This is a genomic window from Bacillus sp. AR8-1 (genome assembly GCF_008042345.1).
In the GTDB taxonomy this organism is placed as follows: Bacteria; Bacillota; Bacilli; order Bacillales; family Bacillaceae_G; genus Bacillus_A; species Bacillus_A cereus.
In genome coordinates this window covers 22,366-36,721 of record NZ_QNUB01000033.1, presented here as the reverse complement: position 1 = coordinate 36,721, position 14,356 = coordinate 22,366, and the positions used below count along the sequence as shown (strand labels likewise).

Below are 14,356 nucleotides of genomic sequence, written 5' to 3'. Positions count from 1 at the left end.
ACAAATATTGTTGATGCAGTAAAATTTGCAAAAAAAGTAGAATTGCAATTTGAGAGGATTATTTCAAGATCAGGAAATGTAACCATTTTTTATAAAGTCTGTCTAGCGCAAAATAGTGATGAAGTTATTTCCGCTGAAAATGTGTTTGCATAACAAGGAATGAATTTAATTGATCCTGCAAAAATTTTATTTTAATTCTGGTTCTATTGTTTGAAATCGTTCTAGGGTACCATTTGTGTGGACTTTAAAAATTTTCATTTGCGCACCAAAATATTGCGTTAAGTAAAATGTATCACCAGTTATTAAATTTCCAATCTTCCAATCAGGTTGATATGTACTTTCCTTGGAACTTTCTAAATCCCCGTTCATTATTAAATCGATATATAATGTAGATGAACTACGCAACATTTTCGTTAAAAATAGTCTATCAACCTCTAACTATCTAATGAACTCAAGTAAACGCATCTTCAGTCATTTTAAGAGGTACAAAAGGCACCCTTTCGGGTGCCTTTTGTATAAAAATTCCAATTTTTTATATTCGATACCAACCACGAACCTTTTTAAAATAATAGTATCATTATGTCTCCTTTTTAGAGATTATTTTTAATTACCTTGAATTTTTTGCACCAGAACCGGAAAATCCCTGACTACTCGAAATATCAACTATCAAGTGCTAATATTCAATAACGCGTACTGAAAATGATTAAACATTTTTATAAACCAGCGGAACGTTTAAGAAATCAATTTTTCTCTTATCGAAATTTAATTAGCTTACAGTAATACAGTGGTCATATATTTTTAAGAATAACGGAAGAATATATAGAAATTGCTACAGAAATGTGAAGTTTAATTAATTTAGGAGGAACAAACTTGTTTAATCAGCTTGTAAAAATCATACCGAATTTATTTACGATTGGAAATTTATTGTGCGGCGTTTTCTCAATCACCTTGAATATGAATGAATATTTGGGAGTAGCCTCCATTTTCATTTTCTTTTCAGCTGTTTTAGATTTTCTTGATGGAAGAATTGCGAGAAAATTAAAAGTGAACAGTGAGTTTGGCGTAGAATTGGATTCCTTAGCTGATATTGTTAGTTTCGGCGTCGCTCCTGCGCTTTTATTTCATACGATAGCAACACCTTCGATTTTAACTTCTTTAGCATTTATCCTTTTCCCAATAATGGGTGCTTTAAGATTAGCTAAATTTAGTATTAAACCAACTATTGGATATTTTAAGGGGTTACCTATTCCAGCTGCAGGATTATCATTGGCTGGTATGGGATTGTTTTCATATAGCAATGCATGGATTACTTTAATCCTCGCCCTCTTAATGGTAAGTCCCATTAGGTTTAAAAAATTTTAATTGAGGTCACGCCCAACGCCATTAAGGGAGCATTTCAAATGAATTTAACGCGTCAATAAGTATAAAAAAGCAGGACAATAATATTAAATTAAGTGCCATTTGTAAAAATTTAAACCTTGTTTTTAAGACTATTGGGTTAATTCATCGATATGTTGTTCTGGAACGTCAATATACTTTGAACAGGAGCTCCCTTTATCAAGAGAGCTCCTATTCTTATTTCTTCTTCTTTTCTGTCGGTTGACTTTGTTTAGCAAAATTAGATGAATCATCAAAATTCGGTTGCTTTTTCCCAGCATTATTACTTCTACCTTTTCCCATTTGTAATGCACCTCCCCTCACCCTTACTATTCCCAATAAAAAAATTCTCTTGCATCCAAGAGAATTTTTGATTGGGTTCTTATTGATAATACCTAAGTACTTCCAACACTGCCATTCGATAAAAGATGGATCCAATGTCAAATTCTTTAATGCTGAAACAAACATTACATTTTCATATTTAACTGGATAATCAATTAATAATCCTAATGTATTTCCTGAAGCTGCAACAATTATGCTTTCCTTGTCTAACACGTCATCTATAACTTCTTTTAATTATTCTTACCTGTCATATAATATTTTCCTACACATTGAGATTGCATGTTGTATAAGGAAGCCCTTCTTTTTTCCATGCAATAAATCCCCCCTTTAAATTCACTACTTCCTTTATACCAGCTTTTTGTAAAATGCTAGCTGCTATAGCTGAACGCAACCCGGTTCGACATTGTAAAACTATTGGGCAATCTTTTGGTATAGAATCTATCTTCTCAAATAGATTACCTAAAGTAATATGTATTGCATCATGAAGGTGTCCTTCCTCCCACTCTTTTTTACTACGCACATCGATAACCTTAACACTTCTATCTTTTATATGCCGATATAATTCAATTGATGTTTTTTCCTTGTAACTTTCTAATATATCAAATTTTTTTATTACTTTTAAAGGTACAAAAGCAACAATATTATCTAGCCCAATAGATTCAAAGTCCCTAATGACTTCCTCCACTTTAACCTTTTCCTCATCTAGAATGATTAAAGTCTCTGTTTTATAATCTAGTAACCATCCACACCAAGTTGTAAAAGAATTGTTATAAGGTATGTTAATTGATTTTTCAATGTGACCAGAAGCAAAACTCTCTACATCCCTTATATCAACTATTTGCTGAACACTCCTCATAACTTCTTGGAGTTCTTCTACTGTATTAATAGTAGTAATCTTTCTCTTCTTACGAATTGGAGGACCATACTTATTTAAATTCTTCATTAATGAAAAATACTTTGGAGGCTCTGGCTGTCCCGTCAATAAAATCGATACAAAATCACTTTCTTCATTACATTGAAATGCCCAATTGAACATCTTTTCATAACCTAATGTAGAAGTTGGAATTGCTCCTAATGCTTTTCCGCATGCGCTTCCTGCACCATGTGATGGCCATATTTGCAAATAATCAGGGAGTATTTTTACTTTTTGTATAGAATCAAATAATTGTTTCGCTCCTATTTGTGCTGTATCTTTCATACCAACAGCTGTTTCTAATAAATCAGGTCTTCCTATATCTCCTACAAATATAAAGTCACCTGTGAAAATCCCTATCGGTTTATCATTCGTAAAATTATTTTGACTTGTATCAGTTACTAAAAAAGAGATACTTTCAGGCGTATGCCCTGGGGTGTGAATTACATTAAACTTTATATGACCTACTTTAAACTCTGTGCCTTCATTAACTAATTTGTATCGACCTTCGTTAAGATATTGATATTTCCAATCACAATCTCCTTCATCAGATACATATAAATTTGCATGATAAAGATAAGAAAGTTCTCTAGACCCAGAAAGAAAATCGGCATGAATATGAGTCTCAGCCGCAGCAATTACTTCCATCCCCTCTTTCTTAGCAAATTCTATATATTGTTCTATATAGCGGCTAGGATCAATAACAATTGCTACGCCTTCCTTCTGACAACCAACTAAATAGGAAGCATGAGCTAATTTTTCATCATAAAAATATTTTAAAAGCATAACTATTCCCTCCGAATACTTATTTCAAATTACTTTTCAATTTTTACAACTACTCTCTATCTTTCCTTACATAATCCCTTTCAACATTAAATTCCAATACATATATGGCAACATATATCTTTTAAGTAAAAACATACTATACCGTTCTTTCGCTTGATTAAATGGAAACGTTTCTTGTGGCTCATGTTCATAGTTAAATTCAGCGAGTATAAGACTTTTATATCCTGTAACAATCGGACATGATGTATATCCATCATATTTAGCCTGCAAGTCTCTTCCGTTAAGTACGTCCATAATATTTTGTTTTAAGACAGGTATTTGCTTTCGAATTGCTGCTCCAGTTTTAGAGGTAGGTAAATTGGTACAATCTCCAAGTCCGAAAATATTCTTATACTGTACATGCTGCAAAGTATAAGGACTTATATCTACCCAGCCCTGATGATCACTTATCTCACTTTCTTTGATAAAGTTAGGTGGTCCCATTGGTGGAACAACATGTATCATACTATATGGTACTGTTTCTCTTTTCATTGTTTGCATATCTTCAAAAATTGCTTCTCTTTTTTCAGCGATAATCTCTACTAAGTTTTTATTATAGTTCGTTATAATTTGCTTTCTTTCTAGTACTTGTTCTAAAGTATTTGCATATCGCGGAACCTGAAAGATGTTACTGTTTGCAGAATAAAACATTACTTCACTTCTGTTTCTTACACCACTATTACAAAAATACTCCTCTGCTAAATACATAATTTTTTGTGGAGCACCACCGCATTTAATAGGAGTATTAGGGTGGGTAAAAAGCGCATTTCCTCCTTTAAATTTTTCGATTTCTCTCCAAGTAGAATCAACATATGTATAAGAATAATTGCTACATACCCCATTAGTCCCAATAGATTCTTTTAAGCCTTTAATACCTTCCCAATTTATTTGTATACCAGCTGCTACAATAAGAATTTCATACTCAAGCAGCAGTCCGTCATCTAACAGTATCTTATTTTCATCCGGAAATAACTTAACAACACTTTTAGGGATCCACGTTGCCCCTTTTGGAATAAGCGATTCTTGATCACGCATTGTACTTTCCTTTGAAACAATTCCTCCCCCCACTAAACTCCATAGTGGCTGAAAATAATGTTTTTTTGACGGATCAATAATCGCTATACTTTCTTTCAATAGGGGGATATTTCTTAATAAATGTGCAGTAGAAGATATTCCTGCAGTCCCAGCACCAATTACAATAATTTTATAAGTATCTCTGGTCTTCATTATCCTCTTCCTATCTAAAATTGATTTTTAAATTAACTAATTAGTAGCCATTTTTTCATCGTAGTAACATTATTATAAGTTAAAAACATCATAGCTTTATCTGATTTAAATGAAAATTTTGTTAATTTCACCATCAACATTACTATATGCGTAAATCCCCTATGTTACTTCCATATTTTAGTTTTAACACTAAAACTATATATTGTTATATAAAATAAAGATAATATATTAAAATACTTTTCATGAATCCGGATAAGTAATGTTTAAAAAACAACATCTAACATCTTAGATGTTACAATAAGCAAATTCACATACTTCACAAATATGAAAAGTATTAAATATCACTTAAGTTTCGTTACTTTTTTTCTGTATATATTGATAAAAAATTGTGAAATTTTATCGCATTATGCAAGACATTTAATATCAAATATATTACTTTTACTATGAACTAAATGTGTTTATAGGAAGTGTATAGATAAATAAAGTGCTAAATTGACTCTTATGCAGTAATGACTGTTTAATTTATCTAAAAATTGAAAAAATATGTGTAGATATATATCATTTAAAATACATATATAATTAATTTTAATTTTCCGACACGTTTTTCACATAGTTCTTAAACCAGTTTTTTGCGTGCATTATGAAAAAAATTGTACCGTGTCAATCTTAAAAAATTATATATCATAACTTTAAGAGAGGAAGGAAAACTATGAAGATGAAACGAAAAATCATGATGACAACGGCACTTGCAGCTACGTTAGCTACAGGTGCACTACCTACTACCTCGGTGTTTGCTGCAGAAAAGGAGGCTCCTATTCAACTAAAAGAGGCACAATTAAGTATTCAACCTTTTGCACAAAACAATTTGGAAACAGCCGTTCAAGCTGCCTTAAATGGTCCAGAAGTCAAAAAAATCAAAGTATTTGAACATGAATTTAATGTAAAGGAAATAGAAGTAGTAAATCTAGGTGCAGGAAAAAAATATGTTAAGGGGCAAATCTCTCATCATTTAAGTTTTCGTCCAGATGATCAATTTTATTATGAGTTTACAGTACAAGATGGAAAGGTACTAGATAAACCTGTATTTAATATTGATAGAGGTGGTTGGACACCATTTGCTGCTCCACTTTTATCAATTCTTGCTGCGTATAATGGAATTCCAGTTAATCCAAATGATTTAAATGCACTTGGTCAGCAGATTGGTAAAGTTATAGATGGAAGCTGGGAACATGCAGCCCAATCAATTGCAACTGTAGTTAGTCTAAGTTTTAATGAGTAGAATTTTTCAATTTTTATTAGCAGTGTAGAGATCCGCTTTTTGTAATCAGCCTTGTTATAAGAGATTCTAAAACAGCTATTAATAAATTTTTACCACTCAATCACATTATCTTGATTTGTTTACCACCTTATCATTCATTATATGTCACAAAATAGAAGTCTTTTTTAGGACTTCTGTTTTGTTTGTATTCAATACGATAAACAGTTATTTTTTGGAGGCTATACTTCGAGTTTTCAAGAATCCGCTTGGCTATTAGGGACAATTTATAATAAAAAATTATTAAAGTCTCAAATAACTTACTCCTCCTATTGTTAATTATTTTTAAATACAAAAATATATTATCTTAAGAATGAAAAACAATAAATATAGTAAAAAATCATCTAACAATTGTTTAAAGGTCAGGAGAGAAAAAATGAACAAAATAAAAATGAGAAATTTCTTTAAAATTAGCATCCTTACTTGTATTACACTAGCAAGTTTAAGTACACCATCTACTATTTTAGCTGATAGTCATCCAGGTTACTCCTATGAATCCAATATAGGGTATCAAAATCCATCGTGGATGTCGAAAATAGAAGGTTCAACAAAAATAAGTGAAATATCTATTCCAGGGACTCACGGTACGATGGCTTTACATGGAGCGAGTTTTCTTGATGAAAATTTGACAAGAAATCAAACTATGAGTTTATCCCAACAATTAAATTCTGGAATTCGATATGTAGATATGCGTGTTAAACGTGTAAAAGATTCTTTTGCAATGTATCATGGCGTTGTAAATCAAAAAGCTGTGTTTGAAGATGTATTAAAAGAGACCATTCAATTTTTAAAAGATCATCCAACAGAAACAATATTAATGCGCTTAAAAGAAGAAACTAATCCTGAAAGTGGATCTCTATCATTTGAGGAGATATTTTTAAAATATAAAAACGTTAATGCTTCATATTTTTGGGATCCTAATTCCGTACCAACTTCAGATAGAAATAACCCTACTTTAGGAGATACCCGCGGAAAAATTGTAATCTTACAAAACTTTACATCCGCTCAATTGTACGGGATTGATTACGAAGGTTTAAATATACAAGATAAATTTGAAATTGGAAGCGGACCAGACGAAATATATACAAAATGGATTGCGATAAAAAACCATCTACAAAATACAAATATTAATTTTAATAATGGAAAAATTTATCTCAACCATTTTAGTGGTACGGGAGGCGCAGCCGCATTTTTAAATAATGTATATCCTTGGTTTGTTGCAAGCGGAAAAGAGAGCAGGAATACTGACAGTAGTCCTAAATTGATTCAAACGAATTCCACTAATGCGTGGAGTGATTTCCCTCGTGATAGAAACGGACAAGTATACTATGGGGGGATGAATACACTTGGGACCGAACTCTTACAACAAGGCGCAATTAAACATTCTGGTATCATCGCAGCTGATTTTCCCGGTCCAGGTTTAATTGATAGTATCATTAAATTAAATGGTATACATTCAAATGAAAAAGAAATATTAATTTCACAAATATCATCTGAATCTAGTCCTTTATCAGGGCAACAAAATCGATCCAGCCAAAACTTTAAAATTGATAGTTTACCTGTAGGTACCAAAGAATTAAAATGGGTTATTGAGCCTTCAGAAAAAGATTATCCTTCTACTATTTCTTTCAATGTAATGATTGATGTTTCCCTAGGAATAGATTCTACTCGTTGGAAAAATATTTCACATGAATCTAGGACTGAAGCTTACACAAATACTAAATATTATATTGCAAGTCCAATTGGTGCCACTAGAAAATTCACAGTGAAAATATACGCTATTACAAATTAGAAAAAAAGAATCCCAATGGAATTCCATTGGGATTCTTTTTTAATTTCATTTCGTAAACATTAGGATGGCGTTTAAATTTTATCCCGCATTAACGGGCGCCCGTAAAAGCCCGATTGGTGAGGGATATCTAGGACTGAAGCTTACACAAATACTAAATATTATATTGCAAGTCCAATTGGTGCCACTAGAAAATTCACAGTGAAAATATACGCTATTACAAATTAGAAAAAAAGAATCCCTTCCATTGGGATTCTTTTTTAATTTCATTTCGTAAACATTAGGATGGCGTTTAAATTTTATCCCGCATTAACGGGCGCCCGTAAAAGCCCGATTGGTGAGGGATGATAATCAGTGGGGGATGAACAAAACCTTCACTGATTAAAATTTCACTTTATTAACATATTATTTAATCCATTAGATAATTATATTTGAAACAGCCCTTAATTTTTAAAGAGCAATCCAAATTTGTTAACTACCTTTTTCAGCTTATCATTTATTCAAAACTGGCTTCCAAAGCGATAAAGCAAAAATCCAATTTGAGTCGCCATTTCCTTGATGATTTTGAACCGCTTCGTACACTTTCCCCTCATGTATTACTCTATCACCTTTAGTATATGCTTTTCTTGCATCCCATTTTTCATATGCGGAATCCTCTAACTTTGTTGTTACATTCAAAACATCACTTCTACTAGATTCATTTCCAGCTAAATCAACCGCCGTCACTACATATTTATACGATGTATTAGCCTTCAAATCTTTATCCATAAAGGATGTATTAGCCGCCGTCCCAATTTTATTCATAACCCCAGCGCTTTCTCTATATACAATATAATGGTCAACACCTACATTATCTTCTGACGGACTCCACATCAAATCAACAGTTGTCGCCGTTGTACCCATACTATGTAATCCTTTTGGTTGAGTTGGAGCCTCTATATCTGGGATTGCATGTGTTGTCTTAACCTTTAGTTTTTCACTTTCTTTTGATATGTTTCCAGCAGAGTCTAATGCCTTTATTGTATAAGTATATTCCGTATCTGCTTTTAGTTTTTTATCAATAAAAGTTGTACCTGGTACCGTATTAATTACTTCTCCATTACGTAACACTTGATATTCTTTTACACCTATATTATCAGTAGAGGCCTTCCATGTTATTTCAACACTATTGGCAGAAACTTTAGAGGCATTTAATTCAGTTGGTTGACTTGGAGCTACTGTATCAGGTGTTTCATTATTTACTAAATTTACATCAATTACATTATAAAAGGCATTTGACGTATCTGCTACATCCCATACAGCTAAAATAACATGATAACCATTACGATCAGTTGGTACATTAATTGTATGTGTTAAATTATTTGATGCGGCCGAACCGTCATGTTTTACAGTTCCAATTGGTTCTAATTCCGCACGTGTTAATGGTTTATTAGGATCCCATCCTTTTTTTGTAATGTAATAATGCCATTTACTTGTAGAATGTGCTGCTGTATATTTCCATGTAAATGTATTTTCTCCACCCTTAATTGTGTTTTTGAACCAACGATTTGTTGTTTGTTGGTCAAGAGTTCCTCCAAATAGTCCTCCTGCCGAAGCGATTTTACCATCAATCGGTCCACCATCGGGAAACCCTTTAGGTGCTTCTAGACTTTGAGGTTCATACATTACATTTCCACAATTTAAATTTAATGCCCCATAATTCTGACTACATAAAGCAGCACGACTACTCGGCTTTTCAACAAACCCGTGTGCATACGCACTTTGAGGAGTCATTGTGATTGCTGTCATGCCTGCAGCCAAAACACAAGCACCAATCCCCTTTTTACTTGTTCTTAATCTTTCCAATTTAGATGTTAATTTCAATTTCATTTTTGTCCCCCCAATATATTGCTTTCGCTAATATAATAGCAATATAGGGATAAACGAACAAATCGTCAATTAATATATTAATATCTCTCATAAATTGGTACATTTATTATTATTTTTAATCTCCTATAAAAATAAAGTAAATACAATTAAGCAATTTTGTAACATTATGTATTAAAAGAAGAATAAAAACTCCATTTAATTTCACAAAAAATTCAAATATTAAAACAAAAAATTCCTCATGTAGGAAAAATAAATTTTTTATATTACAAAAAGCAAAAAAGTCTAGAAGAAACCGATTATATCCGTTTCTTCCAGACTTCCGCTACTTTTATACCACTCACAAATTCTTTAACCTTAAACATATACACTTGAGGTTAAAACACATATAATACCCCTACTAATTCAAACTAACGCTTAATTACTTATAAAATAACTTAAGGTATCTAGCTTAACTGTATTTTCTTTATTAATAGCTATTTTCTATCCTGTATTTCCTTACTTTAAACAGATTATCAAGAAATTGTTAATGTTTAAGAAAAGAGAAAAGGTTTAAAAATAGAAAAGATTTAAAAATACAATTTTAACTATCACATTCTAATAATTTATTGTGTTATTTTTATCTAATAAGGCACAGAAACAAAGGATGAACTTCAGTGTGCTTGAGAAAAGTTCTTAGGGTGAAACGTTTAAAGGGTATTTTAGTACTGAGTTTTTATTAAATGTTCCTGTACCTAATATTTAAATTAACGTATGTCAAAATATTTTACAATACGAGTGTTAAACGTTACATATTTCTATATAAAATGATACATTTCATCAGCACGCCTCCCTAATATTTATGCTAAATATAGAAAATTCAGCTCGTTAGGATTTAATTTTAGAATTCTCATAAAAGCATATGATAGATTAGGCACGTAATTGTCACAAATTAATAGTTTATCTACTTTTTGATTAGCTATGAAAACTTTATTACCACTTCAATATTTACCGCTAAACTAAAGCACCTCTATACCTACAATTTCTTAAAATTCTTTTAAATAATCTTTCAAAAGAGTCAATAGTTTTATATTTTTTATTTTTTTATTGTACATTTGTACATTTGATGTTAGGATTATGCCTATTAAAATTGAATCGTAACGATTCTTCTTTATAATTTCCATGTTTTAATTGTTAAATAAAAATATTGATTCTGATATATATTTAAAATCAGAACGAAAATGTCGTTATTTTACAATGATGTCGTGGAATACCTTTAGAATGGAAAGATATATGCAACAACGTGTTAAGGGGTTACAGGGGGAACAAAAATGAGAGACTTTTTTGATGATAAGTATAAAAATATTGAATTGAAAAGGAGGTTAATAAATTTAATAAGTGAAATTAGCGAATTCAAAGGAAAATTAGCTGCTTATCAGGAACAAAACAAGGACATATTTAATAGCTTAGAAAAAACTATACCACTACATTACATAAAAAATTTCACAACTATTTACGAGGATATAAAAGTTCCTAATAAAAGATTAAAAGAACTTATTTTAGATGATATCGTACCTCAAAATATTTCGGAAGATGCTATTTTCTGCTATTATCAAACACTTTCTTTTGTACATAAAAACTCCTGTACTTTATTAATCAATCCAGCAACTATACAGGAATTACATTTTCAACTAATACATTACATTACCTCTGACAGTGCCAAATGGCGTGAAAAACCTTTTATTATTCCAGGAATTCCAGAACATGGAATGCACTTGAATAGTTACCGCATTCTTCCACATGAACTTATTCCACAGTTTATGGAGCAATTATGTGATCAATACAACTCATTAAATACTAGTAAGAGGCTTCATTCACTTTTATTAATAGCTCGTTTTATATTAAATTTTTATTGCATAGTCCCTTTCAATCAAGGTAATAACAGGTTGGCATTTATGTTAATGCAATTGCTGTTAATTAAGAGTGGACATACATTTGTAAAATATGTATGTTTGGATAAATATATTAAGAAACATGAATCTGATTATTACAATTCAATTTATAAATCTTCGGTGAATTGGTACTGCGAGGAACATAATAATAGCTTTTGGTTAAAAACGTTTTTAACCATTATATTAGAGGCTTACAAAGATCTTCATAACACAGTTCTAGATTCTATATGTAAACATACTAAAGTTGAGAGAATTCAGGATTTTATACTTAAACAAAAACAACCCTTTACTAAGGAAAGTATTCGTAACACTTATCCAGACATTGCAGAGAGTACAATCAGTAAGGCTTTAAATTCCTTGCAACTGTTTGGCCATATTAAGCTAGTTACAAAAGGAAGAAACGCAAAGTGGATTAAAATTTGACCATACTTTCAAGATATCTGAGCTTCAAAAATTCAATAATAACTTTATCATTGAATTTCATTTTAATTTTAAGCTATTATTACTTTTTTAGTTATTTCTAATTCCAACAAAACAGTTTATAGGAAAAGGTCCGCTTCCCTCCGCCTTTTCCTATAATAAAATGAAATATAAACATAGAATGATTGTCGAAAAAAGTCGCATTTTAATATTTTTTCTTTATTTTCTGGTTGTAAACGTTTCACTTTCATGTTACCATCTTAATCAAACAATAGATGGTAATAAAAATGAAAGTATTTCTTTCCCTTAGAAACATATAAACGTGCGGTAATATCAAGAAAATAAGGCCAAAGAAATATTTGATACCTACCAAAATAATTAATAGGAATTTTGTCGTACTGTTTTTTCTGATAATTAAGAAAATGCATTTTGTCCCTAAACAAAATTTGTTGGTGCGCAAAATTCGAATACACTAGAACACCCAAATAAATGAAATTTCCTTTTTCATTGAGTATTAAGGTATGAAAAAAGAATTCTTCCTACAAAATTTAGCTGATTAACATAAAGACATCTAAATTACTACCTTTATCGCCATCTATTGTTGACAACATATTTACCAAATAAAAAGAACCTATCAAGGGTTCTTTTTATTATAATCATTCAAATTTCAATTCTATCTTAATACTGAAATTTCCACACAAATTACATCTACTTTTTGCTCTCAATTATTGAATTAATAATATAGCACATCAAATTTATTAATTCTTATCTCCAATTAGTTTAAATTAGTGAATAAAATTCAATCATATAAAAATAATAAATACAACTAATCGTTATATATTAAAGAGGTGTCAATTTTGTCCTTAAATGAAGAGACCTTAGAAACTAAGACAGATAAAACCATTGAAAGGATCCAAACAAATAACTTAAAACAATTTAAAAATACACTAGATAATATCTTTGATATTAGTGCAGATTTAATTGAACATCCTTTGCAATTAAAAACAAACACGAATATTTTACTATATTATTTTGAAGGCCTTACAGATGGTGTTGCATTAAAAACCAATGTTGTTACACCATTATTACAAGAAGTAAATGAAGACAGTCAAATATTTAATTCTAATATTATTGCTACTCATACCAAAATAGTATATACATGGAATGAAATTAAAGAAGGATTACTTGAGGGGCAATGTGTACTGTTTATGGAGGGAGAAAAGCGTTCACTTCTAATAAATACAAAAGGCTGGGCAGAGAGAGCAATTCAAGAGCCAATTTCAGAAGTTACTATAAAAGGATCCCATGATGGATTTATTGAAAATGCCACAAAAAATATAGGTCTTATCCGTCGATATATTCCTTCTACAGAGTTAAAAATCAAAAAGCTGACGATTGGAGAAAGAGCCACTTCTTTAGTCTATTTAATTTACTTAGGTGATGTAGCAAACGCAGATGTAGTCCAAGAAATTGAAACTAGAATCTGTAAAATCAAAACAGATGCGGTATTAAGTATTGGAGAGCTATCTAATTATACAAAAGATCAAAATTGGACTCCTTTTCCACAGGCTTATTTAAGCGAGCGCCCAGACGCCATTTCAAATCATATACTTGATGGGAAAGTAGCAGTATTAATGGATAGATCCCCTGGTGCAATGGTTGTTCCTATGAATTTGATTGGATTTTTTCAAACCCCAGATGACTATAATATTCATTGGCTCATCGCATCATTTTTTCGCTTATTACGATTTGCAGGATTTATTATAGCTATTTTTTTACCCGCATTTTATATTGCTATAGTCTCTTTTCACTTTGAAATTATTCCTATAGACTTATACACTTCTATTGCAACATCAAGAGTCAAAGTCCCTTTTTCTCCCTTATTGGAAGCTTTTGTAATGGAAATTACACTAGAAATGCTACGTGAAGCTGGCATTCGCTTACCACAACCAATTGGACAAACTATTGGAATCGTTGGAGGGATTGTAATTGGACAGGCGGCTGTTCAAGCTGGTCTTGTTAGTAACGTTATGGTTATTATCGTATCTATTACAGCCATTGCTTCATTTATTGTTTCTAATTATGATTTATCAAGTTCTATACGCCTTATCCGTTTTCCAATGATGTTATTGGCTTACTTTTATGGGATTGTAGGTATTGTTAGTGGATTAATGCTCTTATTTGCTCATTTTGTTTCACTAACTTCCTATGGTTCACCATACGGAATGCCAATCGCACCATTTCGTCTCCAAGAGTTAAAAGATTCTTTTGTAAGATTTCCTATTTCGATGATTACCACCCGCTCGAGTACAGGACAGCCGAAACAAAGAAAGAAAAAAGAAGGTGGTTAA

General features: G+C 31.2%; 10 protein-coding genes. 5 read left to right on the top strand and 5 right to left on the bottom strand.

What is annotated here, in order from left to right:
- Window positions 1-186: 186 nt before the first annotated feature.
- Window positions 187-369, bottom strand: coding sequence for a DUF5065 family protein (locus tag DN400_RS30170; protein ID WP_043352867.1), 183 nt, complete (start codon window positions 367-369; stop codon window positions 187-189).
- A 501-nt stretch (window positions 370-870) separates the two neighbouring features.
- Between DN400_RS30170 and pssA the strand changes: the two genes are divergently transcribed.
- Window positions 871-1,362, top strand: coding sequence for a CDP-diacylglycerol--serine O-phosphatidyltransferase (gene pssA, locus DN400_RS21665; RefSeq protein ID WP_016512483.1), 492 nt, complete (start codon window positions 871-873; stop codon window positions 1,360-1,362).
- 213 nt (window positions 1,363-1,575) lie between these two features.
- On the opposite strand, the gene DN400_RS29980 is transcribed toward pssA, so the two are convergent.
- The 3 genes from DN400_RS29980 to DN400_RS21650 all read right to left on the bottom strand — a co-directional run bounded on the left by DN400_RS29980 (window position 1,576) and on the right by DN400_RS21650 (window position 4,684).
- Window positions 1,576-1,932: a hypothetical protein gene (locus DN400_RS29980; RefSeq protein ID WP_000884563.1), complete on the bottom strand. Its 357-nt coding sequence runs from the start codon at window positions 1,930-1,932 to the stop codon at window positions 1,576-1,578.
- Window positions 1,933-1,981: 49 nt separating this feature from the next.
- On the bottom strand, window positions 1,982-3,418 hold the full coding sequence (locus DN400_RS21655; RefSeq protein WP_098284735.1) for an MBL fold metallo-hydrolase: 1,437 nt from the start codon (window positions 3,416-3,418) through the stop codon (window positions 1,982-1,984).
- Window positions 3,419-3,484: 66 nt separating this feature from the next.
- Entirely contained in the window at window positions 3,485-4,684 is a 1,200-nt protein-coding gene (locus DN400_RS21650; RefSeq protein ID WP_061661125.1) for an FAD/NAD(P)-binding oxidoreductase, read from the bottom strand.
- Between the two features lie 709 nt (window positions 4,685-5,393).
- On the opposite strand from DN400_RS21650, the gene DN400_RS21645 reads away from it, so the two are divergent.
- Window positions 5,394-5,963 (top strand): hypothetical protein, encoded by a 570-nt coding sequence (locus tag DN400_RS21645; RefSeq protein ID WP_000782798.1) that lies wholly within the window; start codon window positions 5,394-5,396, stop codon window positions 5,961-5,963.
- A 412-nt stretch (window positions 5,964-6,375) separates the two neighbouring features.
- Window positions 6,376-7,791 (top strand): phosphatidylinositol-specific phospholipase C, encoded by a 1,416-nt coding sequence (locus tag DN400_RS21635; RefSeq protein WP_065229160.1) that lies wholly within the window; start codon window positions 6,376-6,378, stop codon window positions 7,789-7,791.
- A 489-nt stretch (window positions 7,792-8,280) separates the two neighbouring features.
- On the opposite strand, the gene DN400_RS21630 is transcribed toward DN400_RS21635, so the two are convergent.
- On the bottom strand, window positions 8,281-9,657 hold the full coding sequence (locus tag DN400_RS21630; protein ID WP_147801918.1) for a lytic polysaccharide monooxygenase: 1,377 nt from the start codon (window positions 9,655-9,657) through the stop codon (window positions 8,281-8,283).
- A 1,307-nt stretch (window positions 9,658-10,964) separates the two neighbouring features.
- Between DN400_RS21630 and DN400_RS21625 the strand changes: the two genes are divergently transcribed.
- Together DN400_RS21625 and DN400_RS21615 are read left to right on the top strand one after the other, a co-directional pair.
- Window positions 10,965-12,008: a Fic family protein gene (locus DN400_RS21625; RefSeq protein ID WP_065229161.1), complete on the top strand. Its 1,044-nt coding sequence runs from the start codon at window positions 10,965-10,967 to the stop codon at window positions 12,006-12,008.
- Window positions 12,009-12,862: 854 nt separating this feature from the next.
- On the top strand, window positions 12,863-14,356 hold the full coding sequence (locus DN400_RS21615) for a spore germination protein (protein ID WP_071714633.1): 1,494 nt from the start codon (window positions 12,863-12,865) through the stop codon (window positions 14,354-14,356).

Coding starts and splice junctions, on each gene's coding strand:
- DN400_RS30170 (WP_043352867.1), bottom strand. CDS start 369: ATGAACGGGGATTTAGAAAGTTCCAAGGAAAGTACATATCAACCTGAT.
- DN400_RS21655 (WP_098284735.1), bottom strand. CDS start 3,418: ATGCTTTTAAAATATTTTTATGATGAAAAATTAGCTCATGCTTCCTAT.
- DN400_RS21650 (WP_061661125.1), bottom strand. CDS start 4,684: ATGAAGACCAGAGATACTTATAAAATTATTGTAATTGGTGCTGGGACT.
- DN400_RS21645 (WP_000782798.1), top strand. CDS start 5,394: ATGAAGATGAAACGAAAAATCATGATGACAACGGCACTTGCAGCTACG.
- DN400_RS21635 (WP_065229160.1), top strand. CDS start 6,376: ATGAACAAAATAAAAATGAGAAATTTCTTTAAAATTAGCATCCTTACT.
- DN400_RS21630 (WP_147801918.1), bottom strand. CDS start 9,657: ATGAAATTGAAATTAACATCTAAATTGGAAAGATTAAGAACAAGTAAA.
- DN400_RS21625 (WP_065229161.1), top strand. CDS start 10,965: ATGAGAGACTTTTTTGATGATAAGTATAAAAATATTGAATTGAAAAGG.